This is a genomic window from Salinibaculum salinum (genome assembly GCF_037645885.1).
In the GTDB taxonomy this organism is placed as follows: Archaea; Halobacteriota; Halobacteria; order Halobacteriales; family Haloarculaceae; genus Salinibaculum; species Salinibaculum salinum.
The window spans coordinates 331419-351594 of the sequence record NZ_JBBENW010000002.1 but is presented as its reverse complement, the minus strand read 5'-3'; the positions used below and the strand labels follow the sequence as shown (position 1 = coordinate 351594).

Sequence of the window (20176 nt, the reverse complement as noted above, 5' to 3'; positions counted from 1 at the left end):
ACTTAGACAAAACTGACTGACTGGTCAGTCAAAAAGTTTCGGAAGTCGGGGCGCTTCGGCAGACAATATCACGGGATACGGGCTCAGACTAGCGGTTCGTCCGGCATCGGGCTGTCGTAGGTGTCCCGAATCGTGTCGGCGAAGAGGCCGCCCTTCTCCAGGGCGATGGTGACGACGACGAAGTCGCTGGTTTCGGCGGGCTGGCAGACGAACACCTCGCGGGGAGCGGGGCCGTCGTCGTCGCGGTCGTTGATGCGGTCGACCAGCGGTTCGAGCGGACGAGAGCCGTCGCGGAACTCCTCGAACCGGCTGGTCGGGCCGCTGTCGGCGAAGACGTACACCGCGCCGTTGACGACGCCGTCGGTGTTGCGCGTGACACAGCTACCCATCCCCTCGCCGGCGGTCTGGGCCTCCTGCCAGAGGTCGCGGGCCACCTCGAAGACGGGTTCGATGTCAGGCAGGTAGGTGTAGAGCGTCGGTCGGCGGACGGAGAGGGAGTCGACGGTCGGGGCATCCCCACTCCAGTCGATATCTGCGTCGACGAGATAGCCGGGCCGGAGGTCCGCGACGGGGGCGTCGTGGCCCGCCCGAGAGATGCGGACCGGTTCGTAGCTCTCCCGGCCGAGCAGTCGGAGTGAGTCAGTGTCGGGGCCGGGGAGCACGCGGTACTGGTCGTCGTCCATGGGGTCGCTACTGGGCGACAGCGAAAAAGCCCCTCGCATCGACCCGCCGGCCGTCAGTCGAGCACCGCATCGCAGATGCGGGTGATGTCCTGGTGGAAGCCGTGGACCGTCTCGTAGCGGGTGAGTTTCTGTTTGGCAGTGGCTTTTGCCACCACCTCGTCGACGGCGGCGGGCAGCGCGGGCGTACACTCACTCGGTGCCGTCGGGCGGTCGTCGAGGACGCTCGACCGGATCTCGCTGTAGCTCCCGTCGAAGGGGTGACGGCCGGCGAGCAGGCGGTAGACGACCATCCCGAGCTGGTAGATGTCGGTGGCGTGGTCGATGCGACCGTACTGGCTGTCGAAGTACTCCGGGGCGGCGTAGCGCGGGTCCAGATAGTCGCGGGGGTTGAAGGCGCGGCGGTAGGCGGTGAGCAGCCCGACGTTGTCCAGCATCGGACGCACCCGCTCGTCCAGTTGGCTGTCGGCGTAGACGACGTTCTGCGGGTCGATGCCAGCGTGGACCACGTCCTGCTGGTGGAGCACAACAAGTGCGGCGGTGAGATCGCGAGCCCAGGCCAGCGCTGCAGCCGGTCCGACCCGACCTCGGTCGGGGAGATGGCCCGCTACACACTCCGTCGCGACCCAGGGCTGTGGCGTCGTTCCCCAGTCGACGACCGTCACGACACCGCTGGATTCGACCAGACGCGCCCACGACGCCAGTTGGTCCCCGACAGTGGCGTCGATATCACTCTCGTCGGGCGTGTGCAGCAGTCGAACCGCGACGCCGCGTTCGGTATCGTCAGCGCGGGCGCGTGCGCGGAACACGTCTGCGTAGCGGTGTGTCCGCTTCGGCGTGACCACCTGCAGGTCATCGAAGCCGCTCCGGTGGACCAGCATGGCGAACGCCTCGGAGCCAGTGAGCCGGTCGATTCGCTCACGTTTCGTCGTGCCGACGGTGTCGTCGCTCGGCGGACCTGCGTCTCGTGGCTCGTCAGTCGTCTCGTCAGTGTCTTCGGCCTCTTCGGCACTGTCCTCGTCGCTCTCGATGACATCTGTGACCGACTGTCCCTGACTGTCGTCGGGTTCGTCGTCTTCGAACTCGACGAGCTGGCGAAATGCGGTCAGATACTCGGCGTGGTCGCCGTCGGAAAGCGGGGCTGGCGGGTTCCAGGGATTGGTTTCTCGCACACTCGCGTAGAGCCGTCGCGCCCGGTCGTCAGCAGTCGAATCGAGGAGTGCCTCGCGGACAGCCGCGTCATCGACAAGCCGGAGCGATGCGAGGGTCCGTCGAACCGCACGGTCTCGTTCGTCGACCACGAGTCGGCCCGCGAGTTCGGTCGCCAGCGGAGCTATCGCGGCGTCATGAGTGCGCGCGAGCAGGAAGAGACCGTAGCCGGCAGTGTGGGTCGTGCGGTCGTCGTCAGCTGCCAGACCATGTAACAACGTGGGAGAGAGAAGTGCCGGCAGTGGTTCGTCGTCGAAGCGGGTCTCATCCCGGTGTTCGACACGCGAGTTCCGGTACTCCCCCTCAGTCGCCATACCAGCAGGTGGCGACTACATCCTCAAGAACGTCAGTCAGACGTGTGGCAGACGCCTCGGCTATTCGAGGTCGAGGTCGAACTGTTCGTGCTCTTTCGCGGGATTGAGAACGACGCTGGTGTTCGACTCGGTGATTCCCGGGTCGTTCAGAAGTGTCTTGATTTCGTCGTTCATGTCGTCGGTATCCTCGAACTTTCCGATAGCGATGATGTCGTGGTCGCCGGTGACCTCGTAGACGCTGACCATCTGACGGTGTTCTTTCAGGTCTGCAGTCACGTCTTCGAGCGCCGTCCCTTCGACTTTCAACTGAAGAATGGCGGTCACGTCGTAGCCGAGCTTGTCGTAGTCGACTTTGGGTGTGTAGCCTCGGATGATTCCCTGGTCTTCGAGGTCGGAGAGATGGTTCGAGACGGTCGTGACCGACACGTCCAGTTCCTCTGCGAGACTCCGAAGACTGGCGCGCCCGTCACCTAAGAGTGAATTCACCAACTTTCGGTCGAGATTTTCGTACGTCATCACATCCACAAACGATACCCAGGTATTAGAATTTTACGAATATCCAATTCTGGCGGCTCAGGGTAATAATTGCGCAGAATAGAAGGGTTTTAGTGAGATCAGACCACCTTCACAGGTGACGAAAGATGACAAGCGAAAACATCTCTACGGAAGCTGAGAGTGTCCTCGAGGAGATCGAGGAAAAAGACGTAGATTTCCTCCGACTTCAGTTTACGGACATTCTAGGGACAGTCAAGAACGTCTCCATCCCGGCCGAACAGGCCGAGAAGGCGTTCACCGAGGGAATTTACTTCGACGGCTCCTCTATCGACGGGTTCGTCCGGATTCAGGAGTCGGACATGCGCCTGGAACCCGACCCGTCGACATTCGCCGTGCTCCCGTGGCGCAACAGCGAGAAGGTCACGAGCGCCCGACTCATCTGTGACGTCCACGACACTTCGAGTGGCCAGCCGTTCACCGGCGACCCTCGCCTGGTGTTGCAGGATGCAATCGACCGCGCAAACGACCTCGGCTACCAGGTCAACGCCGCGCCCGAACCCGAGTTCTTCCTGTTCGAAGAAGACGAAAACGGCAACGCCACGACGACGACGCACGACTCCGGTGGCTACTTCGACCTCGCACCGAAGGACCTCGCACAGGATGTTCGTGGCGACATCATCTACGGACTGCAGGAGATGGGCTTCGAAGTCGAAGCCAGTCACCACGAGGTCGCCGAAGGCCAGCACGAAATCAACTTCACCTACGACGACGCGCTCTCGACGGCCGACAACGTCGGAACGTTCCGGTCTGTCGTCCGCGCGATTGCCGCCGAACACGACCTGCACGCGACGTTCATGCCCAAGCCGATTCCGCGCATCAACGGATCGGGCATGCACACGCACATCTCGCTGTTCACCGAGGACGGCGAGAACGCGTTCCACGACGACGACGGCGAGTTCAACCTCTCCGAGACCGCCCGTCAGTTCACCGCCGGTATCCTCGAACACGCACCGGCCATCACCGCAGTCTGTAACCCGACGGTTAACTCCTACAAGCGACTCGTCCCCGGCTACGAAGCGCCAGTCTATATCGCGTGGTCGGACACGAACCGCTCGGCACTCATCCGCAAGCCGGCCGCGCGCGTCCCGGCAGCGAGCCGAGTCGAGCTACGCTCGCCGGATCCGTCGTGTAACCCCTACCTCGCCTTCGCAGCGATGATTCACGCCGGCCTGGACGGCATCGAGAACGACCTCGACTGCCCGGACCCGGTTCGCGAGAACATCTACGAGTTCGACGAGGAGAAACGCGAGGAGTACGGCATCGACACGCTGCCGAGCAACCTCGGGCAGGCCGTCGACGCGCTCGAAGAAGACGAAGTCATCGTCGATGCACTCGGTCCGCACGTCTCCGAGAAGTTCATCGAGGCAAAGCGCCAGGAGTTCCAGGACTACCTCGTCGACGTCTCCCAGTGGGAAATCGACCGCTACCTCGAGAAGTACTGAAAGGCGACACCGCGATTTTCTTTTGTCTCAGTGGCCAGCAGCGGCTATCGCAGCTCACGGAGTTTGTTGAACGCCCGAACGGGAAGGTTCGTGACGTTCAGTGTCACGCCGACCAGCACCATCAGCGTGTACAGTCCAAGCGTCGACAGCCAGACGACCAGCATCGCGAGGATTGCCCAGACGCCATCGAGGAAGTAGAATCCCCCGACAGTCATGACCGTGCCATAGAGCAGCACGATGTACGGCCCCCAGCCGCGGGCGTGGCCGCGGCGGACACGGCGGCGGACGTACTGCTGGAGGTCCGCTTCGAGTTCCTCTCGATGGACCGTCCGCTCGTCGATTTCCTCCTCGAATCGGTCGAGTTCGCGCCGGATCTCCGCCAGATCTCCGTGGTCGACCGGTTCGGATTCGACGGTGGAGACGCGGTCTGTATCCCCGCCGAACTCTCCGTCAGCGGTGTCGGCGGTGTCGTCCGGCGAGTCGTCGGAATCGCTCATCCGTTGTGTACTGTTGCGAAGCCCCCCCTGTTGTAGTTGCCGGTCTTTCTGGCCGGCCAGGACGGCGTTTAGCGCCGCACCAAGCAGGACGAGCAGTCCACCGAAGTAAAACCACGTCAGGATGAGCAACACTGCGCCGAGAATGCCGTACAGTTGGAACGTCGTCGCACGCGCCGCGTACACACTGAATCCGAGACTTAACACTGTCCAGCCGCCGCCGGCAAAAACCGCCCCGGGAATGGCCTCCCAGAGGTCGACATTGGAGTCTGGGAAGACGTAGTATACCGGCAAGAACACGACAGAGAGGACAGTAACCAGCCCGAACGGGCCGAGGTACTCCGCGAACGGGATATCCGACAGCGGGAGAATCGTTCCGAGCAGGACCGTTGCACCTAATCCAGCACCCATGACACCGAGCACGAGCAGGGCATCCCGAACCTGTTCGACGAGTCCGAGCGGAGCGTCGGCACCGTACACCCGTGAGAATGCGATATCCAGTCCACGGAACACGCGGAGTGAACTCCAGAGCAGAACGGCCAGACCGATAGCGGTTGCTCCGCTACGACCGGTGTCACTGACGAGTGCCACTTCGACGAGTGACGCTGCCTGTGGCGTCAGGAACTCCCCGACGAGAGTCAAGATCTCGTTGGCGATTGTCTCACCGGCGACGGCAGACGCGACAGCGAGTGTGACCAGCAACAGCGGGATGACCGAGACGAAAGCGTAGTAGGCGATAGCCGCAGCCAGAAAGGTGAGTTGCTCGTCGCGGATTACCGCAACCAGCGAGCGGGCAAACGCGGTGTAACTGGCAGTCCGGGTCATACCCTCGACTGGCGCGTGCACAACCCATCATACTGTCGCCTGATCAACCTCGAAAACCATTAGGGAATCGGGGCCGACCCCTCGATATGGATTGGTACGAGGAGGCGTTCCGACTGACAGTCGTGTTACTTGTCGCAAGCGTCCTCGTCATCGCTCCCGGTATCGCCGGTGTTGGCGGGTCGGTCCTGCTTGTCGGCGGGGCATTGCTCGTTGCCGGCGGCCTCTACAGCGTTCGGGGCCGACTGGAGATGGCACCAGAGCTGCTGCGACACGACTTCGGTCACTACGGGACCGCCCTCTGGCTGAGCGGGGTCGTCGCCGCAGTCGTGTTTCTGCTCGGCCTGTCGGCAACACCCGGTGAACTCCTCGCACTTGGCGGTCTCGTTGGTTTGCTCGGGATGGTCAACTACTTTCTGCGACCGGTCTATCGCCTGCTCGCAGTCGTCGTTCGGACGTTTTTTGGCTCGACTGTCTAGTCGGCAGTCGCCGCTCGAACCTCTGGAACTGACGCTGGCGTTTTGAACGTCGTTCCGCCGTAGTGGGTACGGGACGCCTCGTAGCCGGCCGCACGCAACTGGTCGAGGAACTCGTCCATTGCCGGTGCAGACCGGCCCCAGCGCTTGCACAGACGGTGCTGGTCGTAGTGTGTCGGCACCGGGAGTTCGGCTTCCAGTGTCTCCAGCAGATCGACCGCCTTCTCCGCGGTCCCCATCTCCGCAGTGACTGCGTCCCGGACCGCCGCCACAAACGCATCCTCGTGGGTCGGGCCGAGCCAGACCGGGCCGGCGGTCTGGATGCCGTGATCGCAGTCGGGACACCGCTCGGGCGGGTTGGCGATGAGACCCGTCTCGGTTTCACGCTGGAGGCAGTGCTCGCAGTGGTGGATGTAGCCGAGCTGGTCCATCGCTTCGTTGGCGACCGTCGCACCGCGGTCGAGTTCGAGATACGTCCGGACGTAGTGTTTCGTGGCGTGAGTCAGAATCGGGACGGCGGCGATGTCGTAGCGCGCTGCAGTCCGAACGAGTGCCGAAAGGAGGATTCGTACACCCATCTCGGCGTGGTACTCGGTGTTGCGCGGTATCGCGCTGTAGCTTCGGACGCCGCTGTGGAAGTGTGCCCCACACAGCGGTGCGGTGTCGGTCGCGGTGATACAGAGGAGGTTTCGCGTCCCCTGACAGGCGGCGTCGACGAACGGGATCGGTGTGCCGAACGGGTCAATGTCGACCACGTCGAAATAATCTTCGTGGAGCAACGGATTGGCGTCGCGGTGAAGGACGGTCCCGTCGAGGTCGTTACGTGCGAGGTTCTCCTCGCAGAGTGCGACCGCGTCCTCGTCGATGTCCGCACAGGTCACCTCCCAGCCGTCGGCCGCGGCACGGACCCCACGGATACCGCTGGCGGCGGTGGCATCGAGATACGACGCCGCACGTGACTCGCGCTCGCGATAGGCGCGCAACGCGGCGACGGTCACGTCACGGTTCAGTTCCTGGACGGGGTTGAAGAACACGTCGTCGCCGATGCTATCACCGTCCTGCTCGGGCACCGTGCACTCGACGTTGCCCTCGTCCACGCGCATACCACCGCTCCGACGGCGACGGCGAAAAGCGCCACGCCTTGGACGCGTCGCTGGCCAATGGCTAACAGCCGGCACGCAACAGTGACTGCGAAGCGGTGTGCCGGGCCACCGCTGACCGCTTCGCAGCAGTTCTCAGAGCACGGCCAGGGATGGTCGCGGTCTCGAATATAAATCTCAGTATCCGCGTTGGTCCGTGGTGTTCACCAGCCGAAAGAGCCGTCTGCTCGCACCGACGGGATTTAGTCGGCCACTCACAAACGGGAAGGCGTGACAGCGGTCGACGAGTGGACAGACGACCTCGCCGCAACTGGGGAACTCACCCCACCGATAGTCGACCGCATCGTCAGCATCCACGGTGACCGCGGCCAGCAAGCCATCGAGGCCGTCGCCGAGAAGCGGGTCAAGGCCTACCGTGATTTCACCGTCGTCGTCGGCCACGATGACGAGTACATCGTCGAGAACGACGGCTGCACCTGCAAGGACAGCGAGTACAACCTCGACCAGGCAGACCCCGACCAGTTGTGCTGGCACGCCATCGCCGTCCGCATCGCCGAGGCGATCGACGAAACTGACGACCACGACATGTGGTACTCTGACGTTCGGGACTTTCTATAGCTGGCGCCGCCACGTTTCGAGTCGAGCGTTTCCCCACGGACGAGGCAATACTGAATGGTTATCGACCGAGGAGGCTGCCGTCGGCAAACTTGCGTTCGTACTCGTCTTCGTCGGCGACGAGTATGAGAATCCCCTCGATGAGGCCGAGAATGGCGGGGATAGCGGTCCAGAAAAAGCACAGATACAGCACGCCGAGTTTGACGTTCCCCTGGTAGAACTTGTGTGCGCCGAGTCCACCCAGTAAGATAGCGAGAATTCCCGCGGCCACCTGCTCGGAGTTTCTCGACTCGGAGGCCGTACCAGTTTCTGGTTGTCGGACACCACACTCCGGACAGATCTCTGCCTGTTTGTTGATGAGTTCACCACAGGACGTGCAGTACTTCTCGTTTACACTCCGCTCTCCGTGTTCTGTCTTCAGTTCTGTGGTCTGATTAACGCCACAGTGCGTACAGATTTCGGCCCCGTCGTCGATTTCCTTGCCGCAGTTGATGCAGTGTTTCATTTGTACTCTCCCGAGACATGCAGGACGGTTAAAAGCTACACCGGTTACGTGCGGTGCCCGGCCGCGTACAGTGAGATTCCCGCCAGGAGTGCGTACGCGAATGCCACCGCCAGCGTCGGGAGTACGTGTCCACGCAGGAGGTACACAAGTCCGAGTCCGTAGCCGTAACCGAGCAACGCCCCCGTCGCTGTCCGGACCAGGTTCGACCCACGACGGCTCGTAAACGTGGTGAGGTGCCAATCGGCGAGAGCGGGCAGCGGGCAGATGGCGACGAATAGAAACGCCGTCAGCGGCGATAACTCCAGCAACTGAGCGGCCACGCCGAGAGCGATACCGGGATAGATGCCGGAACACCGGGCACACAGGTGGATCTGGTGGCCACGAACTCGCGGCGCGTAACAGCGGTAGCGCTCGGCCGGAACGTGGTGTGAGAGGAGATACTTCCGGGTCTCTCTCAGTCCGTGCCGGAGTTCCTGCCAGACGCCCATACTACAACACACAGTGCCAGCAAGATGAAACGACCGCTGTGAAAACAGGTGACGGGTTCTGTCGGACCGACCAACCACGATACTTTTGCCCGTCACCGGAGTACGGAGCGGATATGAACGTGCTCACGCTGGGGCCGTCGGGAACCTACTCCCACCGGGCGGCCGGCGCTATCGCCGACGACGAAGACATCGACTTCAGCGAATCGGTGACCGCTATCGTCGAGTCAGTCGCAAACGGCGACTACGACCGCGGGGTTGTTCCCGTCGAGAACAGTATCGAGGGCTCGGTCACCGAATCGCTGGACGCCTTTGCCAACTACGACGTGGCTGTCCTCCGGGAGATTATCACGCCAATCCGGCACGCGCTCCTGGCCCAGAACGAGGAGTTCGAAACCGTCGCCAGCCACGCACAGGCGCTCGCCCAGTGCCGGGAGTTCCTCGAAGACCACTACCCGGGGGCAGAGCTCGAAGCAGTCGCGTCCACCGCACGCGGCGTCCAGCGCGCCCGCGAGGACCCCTCGATTGCAGCCATCGGCCATCCCGCCAACGCCGAGAACGGCGCGCCGCTGTCGGTGCTCGCCGAGGATATCCAGGACCGCAGTTCCAACGCGACCCGCTTTCTGGTAGTCGCACCGGCCGAAGAGCGGACCGAGGCGGGGTCGAAAACCTCCTTCATCGTCTACCCGAGCGAGGACCGTCCCGGTCTCCTCCTGGAGATGCTCGAACCCTTCGCCGAGCGAGACATCAACCTCACGCGCGTCGAGTCCCGGCCGAGCGGCGAACGGCTGGGCGACTACGTCTTCCACATCGACATCGCCGCTGGCCTCTACGAGGACCGCACACAGGACGCACTGGCGGCGGTCGAAGACCTCACAGCAGATGGCTGGGTTCGCCGTCTCGGCTCGTACGACTCCGAGACAGTCGTTTAAGTTCGTTGACGTAGTAAAGGAAGATATGAGCGAACAAACCGACCCGTTCGACGACGTGGAGAAACTGTTCGACCAGTTGACGCAGTTCGGGACCGACACTGGCGGCGACGTTCCGGTCGATATCAAAGACGAGGGCGACACCTTCGTCGTCGTCGCGGACCTCCCCGGCTACGACACGGACGACATCGACGTGCAGCTAGAAGACGAATACAACCTCTCGATTGTGGCGACACGCGAGCACAGCGAGACGGTCGAGGAAGCCGACTACGTGCGACAGGAACGTCGCAGCGAACGCGTCGGCCGAACGGTCACACTCCCGGCAGCGGTCGACGCCAGGTCGGCGGAGGCCAGCCACGACAACGGCGTTTTGACAGTGCGACTCGACAAGGAGACGACCACTGACGAGGGAACGGATATCCCAGTGAACTAAAGGGCGTTGCGGGTGCAGACGAGGTATGGTACTCGATACGGGCGATCCGGTGCCAGAGGTAACTGCGACCAATCAGGACGGCGACCGGATTACCGTCGACTTCGTCGCACCGACAGTGCTCTTTTTCTATCCGCGTGACGGGACGCCAGGCTGTACGACCGAAGCCAGCCAGTTTCAGGCCGAACTGGAGTCATACCGCGAGGCCGGGATAGAGATGTACGGCGTTTCGACGGATGACGCCAATTCACACCGGGAGTTTGCAGACACCGAGGACCTCGATTTCGACCTGCTTGCGGACCCCGACGAGCACATTGCAGATGCGTTTGACGTGCCGGTGTCCGGCGGCGCAGCAGAACGGACGACCTTCGTCTGTGCCCGACGGCAAGTGTGTGGCCTCTACGAGGGCGTGCACCCAGACGGGCACGCGCGAAACGTTTTGAAAGACATCCTCGATATCGGGCTGGCGAGTCTGGAGTAGCTACCGCACGACGAGACCGCATCGGCGGCGTCGACCGGTCGAGTTCGGGGAGTATACACGTCTTCGTGTCGAACGCCTGCTGTGCTCCAGGTAGGCGTCCTCTCCTCGCTGGCCGCTGCGCTCATTTTCGGCGTCTATCTGTTCGTCTACAAGCGCTCGTTCGACAGCCTGCCGTCGACAGTGTACGTCGCGAGCGTCGAAGTCGCGGGCTTTTGCTGGTACGCCGTTATCGCGGCGCTGACCTGGCCAGGAGGGGAGCCACTGGTGCCGACCGACTTCGGGACCAGAACAGCGCTGCTTCTCGTCGGTGTCTGTGCGGCCATCGCTGCCGCCAACCTCGTCTCGATTCGAGCATTCAAGCTGGGCGACGTCTCCTACGTCGCACCGCTGAACAAACTCGTCCCGGCGTTCGTCCTCCCTATCGAAATCGTGGTGCTCGCGGCACAGCCGACGCCCATTCAGGTAGTCGGACTCGCGCTCGCCGTCGTCGCCATCTACGTCGCGAACTACGAAGGGGGCGCGCTACTGGTCCCCTTCCGGCGCGCGGCCAGCTACCGCCCGGCACAGCTCGCACTCGCCGGCGCAGTGCTGTTTGCCATCTCGGATGTCGGCACCCGTGGCCTCCTCTCGCGAACCGGGCTGACGCCGCAGGCGGTTGCACTCGCGACGTTCGCCGCAGTCGCGCTCGTTGCCCTCCCACTCGCCGCCCGACGCGTTGTGTGGGCGAATCTCCGCCCCGCAGTCCCGGGAATCGTCGCGCTGGCGGCGCTTTTTGCCGTGGGTGTCCATCTGACAATGACCGCTTTCGCGGTGGCTCCAGCGAGTGTTGTCTCGCCTATCGTCAACACGCAAGCGGTGGTTGCCGTCCTGCTCGGTGGCGTCCTCCTCCGCGAGAAAGGGTTGCCGCGGCGACTCGCCGCAGCGGTGTTAGCGGTCAGTGGTGTCGCACTGATAGCTGTCGGGTAGGCCCGCCGGCCGCCGTCAATCGCTCACTCTTCGATATTGATAGCGGGCCGGCCGGGTTCTGCGTTCGCGACGAGGTCTTTGGGGGCATTGTCGGCGTCGAACACCACGACCTCGGCGTCGAACTCCTGTTTGACGAGCCAGGCTGCCCGTGCCAGCGTCTCGCGCTCACGCTCTGGCGAGAGGTGTTCGTCGATGTGTCCCGCACCGGCGAGCTCTTTGGCGAAGTCGGCGGCGGCTTCACCTTGCTGGCGGAGTTGTTCGTCCTGCATGACGGTCCCGACGACGTCGCCGTCGGCGTCCCGAGCGATGTCGACGACGCGGTGTTTCCAGTCGGGTGCGACCGCAATCTCGATGCGTTCGGGGTCGGTGATGTCCGCTACGTCGATGATGTCGCGGATGTCCTCGCGCGTGTTCTCGACGAGGCGCTGTTCAAGGTCGTAGCCGGCAGGCGCGTCGGCCTCGGGCCAGTCGGCTTCGGCAATCAGCCCGTCGCGGTCGAGCAACTCCCAGAGTTCCTCTGCGACGTGTGGTGCGACGGGCGAGACGAGCCGTGCCGTCACCGCGAGGCCGCGCTCGACGGTCTCCTCGTCGGGCGTCGCCGAGTCCTGGTACTGGCGCAGCAACGAGACGCACTCCCGGACCGCCTGGAGTGCGTGGTTGAACCGGAAGTCCTCGAACTCCGCCGTTGCGGTCGCCGCTGTCGCTGCGATTTCGCGGTCGACGTAGTCGGCGATACCGTCGTCTGCCGCCCCCGCCACATCGAGGTCGCCGGCCGCGTAGTCGGCGACCAGCGAGTGAACGTTCTGGAGGAACTGGTGGGCGGACTGGACGCCCTCCTCGGTCCAGTCGAAGTCCTTCTCGGGCTGGGCGGCGCTCATCATGAAGAATCGGGCCGTATCTGCGCCGTACTCCTCGACGATGCGCTGTGGGGAGACGACGTTGCCCTTCGATTTCGACATCTTCTCGCCCTCCAGGAGCACCATCCCCTGGTTGGTGAGGTTCTTGAACGGCTCGCGCAGGTTGTCACCGCTCTGTGCCGACGAGTCGAGCAGGTCGATATCGTCGAGCACCTTCGTGAAGAAGCGGGCGTACAGCAGGTGCATCACGGCGTGTTCGATGCCGCCGACGTACTCGTCGACGGGCATCCACTCGCTGGCCTGCTCGGTGTCGAAGGGGGCATCCTCGAGGTCCGGCGAGATGTAGCGCAGGAAGTACCACGAGGAGTCGACGAAGGTGTCCATCGTGTCCGTCTCCCGCGTTGCCGGGCCGCCACAGTCGGGGCAGTCGACGGATTTCCACTCCTCGGCGGCGTCGAGCGGGTTGCCGGTGGTGTGGATAAAGTCGGGTAGTTCGACGGGCAACTCCTCCTCGGGGACGGAGACGAAGCCGCAGTCGGGACAGTCGACGACCGGAATCGGCGTCCCCCAGTAGCGCTGTCGGGAGATGAGCCAGTCGCGCAGGCGGAACTCGACGCGGTGCTCGCCGTCGAACACGTCGACGAACCGCTCGCGAGCTTCTTCGCTGGTCAGCCCGTCGTACTCGTCGCTGTTGACGAGCACGCCGTCTTCGGGATACGCTTCCGCCTGCACGTCGACGTCCTCGGGGTCGGCGTCTGCGTCGGGGCCCGGTTCGACGACCTGCTGGATGGGGATGTCGTGCGCTTCGGCGAAGGCGTGGTCGCGCTCGTCGTGTGCGGGCACGGCGTAGAGTGCGCCCGTCCCCACGTCTTCGAGGACGTAGTCGGCGACGTAGACGGGAATCTCCTCGCCGGTCGCGGGGTTGACCGCGTACTCGCCGGTGAAGACGCCGGAGGTCTCGTCCAGCTCCTCGTCGTCGTGTTCGGCGCGGTGGACGTACTCGGCCACGTCGTCGTTCTCCTCGGCAAGTTGCTGGGCGACGTCGTGACCCGGCGAGAGCGCGAAGAAGGTTGCCCCGTGGATGGTGTCGAGTCGGGTCGTGAAGATCTCCACGTCACCGTAGCCGGGGATTTCGAACTCGACGCTGTCACCCTCCTGGCGGCCGATCCAGTTGCGCTGCATCTCGCGGACGTTCGCCGGCCAGCCGTCGAGTTCGTCGAGTTCGTCGAGCAGTTCCTCGGCGTAATCGGTGATCGTCAGCACCCACTGGTCGAGTTCTCGCGGTTCGACCGGCGTCTCACACCGCCAGCACACCTCGTCGTCGCCCTCGACCTGCTCGTCGGCCAGCACCGTCTCGCAGGAGGGACACCAGTTGATTTCCTCGGCGCGGCGGTCGACGAGTCCTTCCTCCCGGAAGCGGGTGAACAGCCACTGGTTCCACTGGTAGTACTCGGGCGTGCAGGTCGTCACTTCGCGGTCCCAGTCGTAGCCAAAGCCCATCGCCTGCATCTGCTCGCGCATCGACTCGATACACTGCATCGTCCACTCACGGGGGTTGGTGTCGCGTTCCTCGGCGGCGTTCTCGGCGGGCAGCCCAAAGGAGTCCCACCCCATCGGGTGGAGCACGTCTTCACCGCGGAGTCGCTCGAAGCGGGCGTAGGCGTCCGTAATCGTATAGTTGCGGACGTGGCCCATGTGGAGATTTCCGGAGGTGTAGGGAAACATCGCCAGCACGTACGACGGGTCGGTGGCGTCGTCGTCGATGCGGAACACGTCTTCGTCGTCCCAGACGCGTTGCCACTTGGGTTCGATTTCACCGTGGTCGAACGCCTCCCGTTGTCGCTGGCCGGTCCCGGCAGTCATTGTTACCTGCTTGTGGTGGAGCGACGATGCTATACCTTTCCCTTCCGCGGTAGCGTGACCCGCCGGCCGCGCGACAACGAGACAACGGACACGGAAACGGACGGCCCGCGTGCTGGCGAAGCCAGCGGTCCACCCAGGTAAGCGGCCAATACCATTATCGCCGCCACACCACGTCACGGTATGTCGAGTGACACGACAGACCAACCGGCCCGCCGCGTCTACCGCACCGTCACGCCACCCTATCGCGGCCGCTCGGACGAGGAGATGAATCTCGTCGGCTATCTCCTCATCGCTGGACTGCTGATCCTGCTCATCCCGCTCGGTCCCGTCCTCCTCTTGCTGTGGCTGCTGGCACTCGTCCGCAGGGACCTCCGTCGGAGAGACGTGGTGTAAGCGCTACGTATCAGTCCCGACCAGCGGGAATTCCGTTCCGATGTCCTGCTCGCGGGCGTGCTCGTAGACGACGTGCGACGCGGCCACGTCCTGGATTGCCAGCCCCGTCGAATCGAAGACGGTGACGCCATCGCCGTCCTCGCGGCCCGGCTTCTGACCGGCGACGATCTCTCCGATTTCGGCGTAGATGTCGTCGTCATCGAGCGTTCCCTCGCTCCAGGGGACGTTGATTTCGCCGGAGTGGGTACACTGCTCGTAGTCGTCGATGACGATTTTGGCGTCAGCCAGCACGTCGTCTGCAATCTCGTGTTTGCCTGCGGCGTCGGCCCCCATTGCGTTGATGTGGGTTCTGGAGGCGACCGCATCGACGATGGGGTCCCGTACTGGCGTCGTCGTCGAGACGATGTCACAGGACGCCGCCTCGACAACGGGGCCTTCGTGGATGGCGAAGTCGTCGCCGTAGCGCTCGATGAGTTCCGCGATGGCATCACGGTCGACATCCGCGACGACGACCTGTTCGATATCCCGAACCTCGGCAATCGCCTCCAGTTGCGAGTACGCCTGAATCCCGGCACCGACCAGTCCCAGCGTCGTGGCATCCTCACGAGCGAGATATCGCGTGGCAACGGCGGCGGCTGCGCCCGTCCGCAGTCGAGTGAGCGTCGTCCCGTCGAGAATCGCCAGCGGCAGCGCCGTCTCGGGGTCCGAGTAGATCATCGTCCCCATCACGGTCGGGAGGTCGTGGTCGTCAGGGTTCGACGGGTGAGAGTTGACCCACTTGACCCCCGCCGCTTCCCAGCCGTCTTCGTCGTCGGTACGGTCGATGTAGGCGGGCATCGAGCGGAAGTCGCCGTCGTGCTGCGGGAGGTCGATGTAGGACTTGGCGGGCATCTGTACGTCGCCGGTGGCGTCCGCACCGAACGCCGCTTCGACGGCGTCGGTGACCGCCGCGATGTCGGCACTCGCGGCCACGTCGTCCGGTCCGAGAAGGAGCGTCTCCATACCCGACTGTCGGCGTGCCGTCTACTTATTGATGCGGGCTGGCTCACTGCCTGTCGACTGTGCGCTCGAACTCCTGAATGGCTCCGTCGCTCCCGGCGATAAACACCTCGTCGTCCGCTTCGACTGTCGTCCCCGCGTCGGTGTAGACGGTGCCGCTGCGGACGAGACCGACGACCGTCCAGTCGTTCGTGGCGTCGCGCCGGAGTTCGCCGAGTGTCTCGCCGACAAATGGGGTCGGCCCGGTGCGAACGAGGCGAATCTGGCTGACCGGGTCCATGACGCGCTCGCCGTGAACCTCGGAGGCAACCAGTCGGGCACATAGCCGCTGGACCGAGAGGACATAATCGGCACCGGCCCGGAACGCCGCAGTGGTCTTTTCCGTGTCGGTTGTCCGGGCTAGAATCTCCACATCGTCTGATAGCGCCCGAGCCATCGCCACAGTCAGCAGTGCCGTCGCGTCGTCGTCGACGGTCACGACCAGTGCCGTCGCCGAATCGATGCCCGCCGCCTGGAGCGTCTCGGGTTCGGTCACGTCGCCGAGCACGTCGGGGTCGGTGGCCGGGTCAGCGTCGACGGTCGTCACATCACAGCCCGCAGCAAAGGTTTCGACGGCCGCCAATCCGCCCTCACCGAGTCCCGCGACGATAGCTTTGGAGTGTGTCGACTGGCTGAATATTCGGACGCCGGCCACCTCCCGTGCGAGGTCGTCTATTTCTGACGCCGGGCCGGCGACGACCAGCACGGCGTTGGGCGTAAGTTGGTCGTCGGGCGACGGCGGGAGACGCAACTCGCCGTCGAACCAGCCGGCGACCAGCGTCAGGTTCGGATGCTCGACGATAGGTGAGTCACCGACGCGAACGCCGTGGAGTGTGCTGTCCCGACGAATGAGTACTTCTCGAATGGCCACCTCGTCGTCGTCAGGAGAGCCTTCGACTGCGACTGGCATCGTCGCTTTCTCGGCGAGGCGGCGGCCGATGAGCGCGTGCGGGGCGACACTCCGGTCGACACCAACTTCTGCGAGTGCCGCCGTCCGACGGGTCGATTCGGTGAAGCTGATAACGCGGAGGTCTTCGTTTGCCTCCAGTGCCGTCAGGACGATACTGGCCGTGCGGTCGCCAGCGTCGGTGATGAGTACCGATGCGCGGTCGATAGTCGCCCGCTCCAGGTCTTCACGTGTTTCGGCGTCACCGTGAATAATCTGATAGCCATCGTCAGAGAGCTGTTTCGCTTCCTCTTCGTCGGACTCTATCAGGACGTACCCAACGTCGAGCTGTTCGAGTTCGTCGAGTAGTACCTCCGAATCCCGTTCGTACTCCGCGACGACGACGTGGCCGCTTTTTACCGAGAGCCGGTCGTCGAGATTGAGCGGCGTTCGCTCGAACAGCGGGATGACCAGCACGCGGAGTGCGACGAATCCGATGAGGATGCCGGTCACCTGCATCGTCACCATGAACAGGTTCATCCACGGTGTCACCCACGGCGAGTCGGCGCCGTACCCGGTAGTGGTCATCGTCTCGGTGACAATCTGCAGTGAGTGAAAGAGGGTACGCGGTCGGCCCTCCAGATACCGCATTCCCGCACTGTAGAGGAGTGTGTACATCCCTACCACGGAGACGACGCCGACGACGTAGACAACCAACAGCCGTTGACGGCGGGTCAGCCCCCTGAGTGGGAGTCGGTCGAGATACTCGAACGTCCGCATTCGTCCATCGGACGGGCCGGAAGCGTATTAAAAGGTCGCTGCCGTCCCAACGAAGTTCACTCGGGATGGACCGCCGACTCACAGTCGGGGCACTCGGCGAGCATCCGGGGCCAGCCGTGGGCTGGTCGGTATGTCATCCCGAGATTGTCGACGGGAATCGTCTCCCCACAGAGCGGACACTGGCCCAACGGCGGAACATCGGTGGTGCCGGACATACCTCCACGTGGTACTGAACGACCATTGTTGCGAACTCGCTAATAGTCAGTAGCGAGACGCTATAGAACGAATGTGAAGTACCACGGGCACGGTGGCCCGTGGCTTCGCCGTGGTCTCTGGCGTGGAGCCAGCGAAACGACCGGTGGCGAATTTAATTCCGCCCGCACTCGTCTCTGGAGAGACTTGCGTGGAACCGGTAACACCCGAACACACCGGAAGTGCCACCGCAACAGAGGTCGTCTGTTGCTGCCGTGGCGGGTGTCTCCGTGGGCGTCCGCCCCCTCACGTGGGCGCGACACAGGCCCGGCGCACCGCGTCTTACCCCGAAGTGGGTGCGCGGGTTTTGCGAGGCCGATAACGTGGGTTCCAAACTGGTGTAGGGCGTCCCAGTCCTTAAAAACAGGGACGCAGCCGAGCGTACGCGCTTCACCCCTGCCCACGGTGGGGCGGGGAACTCGCGCTGCTTTCCATTTAGAAATTAAAACGCAGTGCGGTTGCGGTGGCCGGGAGCGCGCTCCGTCGCGCGACTCGGGGAAGGGCAGGTCTGCTGTGTGGTGGCGGCAGGTCTGCTGTGTGGTGGCGGCAGGTCTGCTGTGTGGTGGCGGCAGGTCGACAGGGAATGCACCCGCGAGCGCTCAACCGAGCGCGAGCGGCCTCCACGCGAGCAACGCGAGCGTGGGCTCGCGGGAGCGTGCTCCCGCGGTGTTTTTCACTATGTTTTTTCGCCGAGTGGTCCGGTGCGCGCTCGCAGAGCGCGCCCGAGACCCGACGTTCACGAGAGCGAAGCTCTCGTGCAACCCATCAGAAATCGAAGATTTCTGAGGACGGCGAAAAAAGTAGTTCCTACATCATGCCGCCCATGCCGCCGCCCATACCGCCCATGCCGCCGGGCGCGCCACCGGGTCCGCCGGGTCCGCCGGCGTCCTCTTCGCCCTCGGTGGAGAGGTCGCCAGCAGAGATGATATCGTCAATCTTCAGCACGAGGTTGGCAGCCTCAGTCGCAGAGGAGAGCGCCTGTCGCTTGGCGTGGGCCGGTTCGACGACGCCGGCCTCGTAGGTGTCGACGACGTCGCCGGAGAAGACGTTCAGGCCGGCGCGTGCGTCGCCGCCCTCGTGGGCGGCGCGGAGGTCGACGAGCGTGTCGATGGAGTCGATGCCGGCGTTGCCAGCGAGCACGCGCGGGACGACTTCCAGCGAGTCGGCGAAGGCCTCGATAGCGAGCTGTTCGCGACCGCTGATGCCGTCAGCGTAGTCACGCAGACGGGCAGCGAGTTCAACTTCGGGCGCACCGCCGCCGGGGAGGACAGTCCCCTGGCTGATGGTGTTGGCGACGACGTCGAGCGCGTCGGTGACGCCGCGCTCGATCTCGTCGACGACGTGTTCGGTCGAGCCACGGAGCAGTAGCGTAACACCGTGGGACTGGTCGCCAGCCCCTTCGATGTAGAACAGCTCTTCGTCCTCGTCGCGGGTGATGTTCCCGCTGCCGATGTCGTCTGCCGTCGCCGTCTCGAGGTCCGAGACGATGTTGGCGTCGACGACTTCGCGGAGGAACTGCATGTCCGATTTCTTGACGCGCTTCACGGCGAGGATACCCTCTTTGGCGAGGTAGTGCTCGGCCATGTCGTCGATGCCCTTCTGACAGAGGACGGCATCGACATCGAGGTCGGCAATCTGGTCGACCATCTCCTGGAGCTGGGCTTCCTCCTGGTCGAGGAAGTCCTGGAGCTGGTCGGGGTCGGTGACGCTGACGGAGGTGTCGACTTCCGTCTCGTCGACTTCCAGCGGCGAGTCGACGAGGAGGACGTTGGCATCGTCGATGTCGACGGGCATGTTCTCGTGGACGGGGTCCTTGCTGACGACAGCGCCTTCGAGGAGTTCCGAGTCGCCCGCGGAGCGACCGGACTGGGTTTCGACGTTGAGATAGGCCAGGTCGACGACGTAGGAGCCGTCGTCCGCTTCGACGGTGACTGCCTGTGCGCCGTCGACGACGAGCTGGGAGAGCGGTTCCATGTGCTGCTCGACGCCCTTGCCGGTCATCGAAGTCTGGGCGACCTTCTTGAGGGTGTCCTCGTCCTCGCGGTCGATATCGATTGCGATATTTTCGACTTCCTCGCGAGCCTTCTCGGAGGCCATGTTGAAGCCCTTGATGACGGCCGTCGGGTGGATGTCCTGGTCGAGGAGATCCTCGGCGTTTTTCAGCATTTCGCCGGCGATAGCGACGGCGGTGGTGGTGCCGTCACCGGCCTCGTTCTCCTGGGTCTGGGCGACCTCGACAATCATCTCTGCGGTCGGATTGTCGATGTCCATCGTTTCGAGGATAGTGACACCGTCGTTGGTGACGGTGATGTCGCCGAGCGAGTCGACGAGCATCTTGTCCATTCCTTTCGGCCCGAGTGTGGAGCGTACCGACTCTGCGACCGCACGCGCAGCGGCGATGTTGTGCTCCTGCGCGCTCTTGTCCTTCATTCGCTGGGCATCTTCGCCCAAGATAATCATGGGCTGGCCCTGCATCTGCTGCTGGCTCATAGTCAAGAGAAGGTTTGCATGTGGTTCTATATAAATCCCGTGGAAATTGCTCGCTCCTGATTTCGGGTTAGAATCTCCTAACCGATAGAAGACAGTCGGATTCGCTTCATTTCC

20 protein-coding genes are annotated in these 20176 nt (G+C 63.6%); 8 read left to right on the top strand and 12 right to left on the bottom strand.

Annotated features, from left to right (window positions below; all coding sequences use genetic code 11):
- Positions 1-83 precede the first annotated feature (83 nt).
- The 3 genes from WDJ60_RS04670 to lrp are packed head-to-tail and all read right to left on the bottom strand — an operon-like array spanning position 84 to position 2719.
- Positions 84-683, bottom strand: a complete 600-nt coding sequence (locus WDJ60_RS04670; protein ID WP_340098837.1) for a DUF6663 family protein — start codon at positions 681-683, stop codon at positions 84-86.
- A gap of 53 nt (positions 684-736) precedes the next feature.
- Positions 737-2203 (bottom strand): serine/threonine protein kinase, encoded by a 1467-nt coding sequence (locus tag WDJ60_RS04665; RefSeq protein WP_340098836.1) that lies wholly within the window; start codon positions 2201-2203, stop codon positions 737-739.
- A 60-nt stretch (positions 2204-2263) separates the two neighbouring features.
- Positions 2264-2719: an HTH-type transcriptional regulator Lrp gene (gene lrp, locus WDJ60_RS04660; RefSeq protein ID WP_340098834.1), complete on the bottom strand. Its 456-nt coding sequence runs from the start codon at positions 2717-2719 to the stop codon at positions 2264-2266.
- A gap of 125 nt (positions 2720-2844) precedes the next feature.
- Here lrp and glnA point away from each other — a divergent pair, with 125 nt between their 5' ends.
- Entirely contained in the window at positions 2845-4200 is a 1356-nt protein-coding gene (gene glnA / locus WDJ60_RS04655; RefSeq protein WP_340098833.1) for a type I glutamate--ammonia ligase, read from the top strand.
- 44 nt (positions 4201-4244) lie between these two features.
- Here the strand turns inward: glnA and WDJ60_RS04650 are convergent, their stop codons facing one another.
- A complete protein-coding gene (locus WDJ60_RS04650) occupies positions 4245-5519 on the bottom strand; it encodes a YihY/virulence factor BrkB family protein (protein WP_340098832.1) in 1275 nt (424 codons plus the stop codon).
- Positions 5520-5605: 86 nt separating this feature from the next.
- On the opposite strand from WDJ60_RS04650, the gene WDJ60_RS04645 reads away from it, so the two are divergent.
- Positions 5606-5995, top strand: a complete 390-nt coding sequence (locus tag WDJ60_RS04645; protein ID WP_340098831.1) for a hypothetical protein — start codon at positions 5606-5608, stop codon at positions 5993-5995.
- Here the strand turns inward: WDJ60_RS04645 and WDJ60_RS04640 are convergent.
- Positions 5992-7095 (bottom strand): tRNA (guanine(26)-N(2))-dimethyltransferase, encoded by a 1104-nt coding sequence (locus tag WDJ60_RS04640; RefSeq protein ID WP_340098830.1) that lies wholly within the window; start codon positions 7093-7095, stop codon positions 5992-5994. The genes WDJ60_RS04645 and WDJ60_RS04640 overlap by 4 nt on opposite strands.
- 267 nt (positions 7096-7362) lie before the next feature.
- On the opposite strand from WDJ60_RS04640, the gene WDJ60_RS04635 reads away from it, so the two are divergent.
- Positions 7363-7710, top strand: a complete 348-nt coding sequence (locus WDJ60_RS04635; RefSeq protein ID WP_340098829.1) for a hypothetical protein — start codon at positions 7363-7365, stop codon at positions 7708-7710.
- A 58-nt stretch (positions 7711-7768) separates the two neighbouring features.
- Here the strand turns inward: WDJ60_RS04635 and WDJ60_RS04630 are convergent, their stop codons facing one another.
- Positions 7769-8212 carry a TM2 domain-containing protein gene (locus WDJ60_RS04630; RefSeq protein WP_340098828.1) on the bottom strand — a complete coding sequence of 148 codons (444 nt, stop codon included), beginning with the start codon at positions 8210-8212 and terminating at the stop codon, positions 7769-7771.
- A gap of 44 nt (positions 8213-8256) precedes the next feature.
- Positions 8257-8700: a DUF2085 domain-containing protein gene (locus WDJ60_RS04625; protein ID WP_340098827.1), complete on the bottom strand. Its 444-nt coding sequence runs from the start codon at positions 8698-8700 to the stop codon at positions 8257-8259.
- A gap of 113 nt (positions 8701-8813) precedes the next feature.
- Between WDJ60_RS04625 and pheA the strand changes: the two genes are divergently transcribed.
- The 4 genes from pheA (at position 8814) to WDJ60_RS04605 (ending at position 11503) form a co-directional block, all read left to right on the top strand.
- Entirely contained in the window at positions 8814-9629 is an 816-nt protein-coding gene (gene pheA / locus WDJ60_RS04620) for a prephenate dehydratase (RefSeq protein ID WP_340098826.1), read from the top strand.
- A 25-nt stretch (positions 9630-9654) separates the two neighbouring features.
- A complete protein-coding gene (locus WDJ60_RS04615; RefSeq protein ID WP_340098825.1) occupies positions 9655-10059 on the top strand; it encodes an Hsp20/alpha crystallin family protein in 405 nt (134 codons plus the stop codon).
- 25 nt (positions 10060-10084) lie between these two features.
- Positions 10085-10537, top strand: a complete 453-nt coding sequence (locus WDJ60_RS04610) for a peroxiredoxin (RefSeq protein ID WP_340098824.1) — start codon at positions 10085-10087, stop codon at positions 10535-10537.
- Positions 10538-10618: 81 nt separating this feature from the next.
- Entirely contained in the window at positions 10619-11503 is an 885-nt protein-coding gene (locus WDJ60_RS04605; RefSeq protein ID WP_340098823.1) for a DMT family transporter, read from the top strand.
- A gap of 23 nt (positions 11504-11526) precedes the next feature.
- On the opposite strand, the gene leuS is transcribed toward WDJ60_RS04605, so the two are convergent.
- Positions 11527-14223, bottom strand: coding sequence for a leucine--tRNA ligase (leuS, locus tag WDJ60_RS04600; RefSeq protein ID WP_340098822.1), 2697 nt, complete (start codon positions 14221-14223; stop codon positions 11527-11529).
- Between the two features lie 180 nt (positions 14224-14403).
- Here leuS and WDJ60_RS04595 point away from each other — a divergent pair, with 180 nt between their 5' ends.
- Positions 14404-14616: a DUF7535 family protein gene (locus tag WDJ60_RS04595; RefSeq protein ID WP_340098821.1), complete on the top strand. Its 213-nt coding sequence runs from the start codon at positions 14404-14406 to the stop codon at positions 14614-14616.
- 3 nt (positions 14617-14619) lie between these two features.
- Here WDJ60_RS04595 and WDJ60_RS04590 read toward each other — a convergent pair whose 3' ends face one another.
- The 4 genes from WDJ60_RS04590 to thsB all read right to left on the bottom strand — a co-directional run bounded on the left by WDJ60_RS04590 (position 14620) and on the right by thsB (position 20062).
- Positions 14620-15618, bottom strand: a complete 999-nt coding sequence (locus WDJ60_RS04590) for an ornithine cyclodeaminase family protein (RefSeq protein WP_340098820.1) — start codon at positions 15616-15618, stop codon at positions 14620-14622.
- Positions 15619-15661: 43 nt separating this feature from the next.
- Complete coding sequence (locus WDJ60_RS04585) at positions 15662-17320, bottom strand: potassium channel family protein (protein WP_340098819.1); 1659 nt, start codon at positions 17318-17320, stop codon at positions 15662-15664.
- 56 nt (positions 17321-17376) lie between these two features.
- Positions 17377-17535 (bottom strand): DUF7837 family putative zinc-binding protein, encoded by a 159-nt coding sequence (locus tag WDJ60_RS04580; protein ID WP_340098818.1) that lies wholly within the window; start codon positions 17533-17535, stop codon positions 17377-17379.
- 844 nt (positions 17536-18379) lie between these two features.
- Positions 18380-20062: a thermosome subunit beta gene (gene thsB / locus WDJ60_RS04575; RefSeq protein WP_417750431.1), complete on the bottom strand. Its 1683-nt coding sequence runs from the start codon at positions 20060-20062 to the stop codon at positions 18380-18382.
- Positions 20063-20176 lie beyond the last annotated feature (114 nt).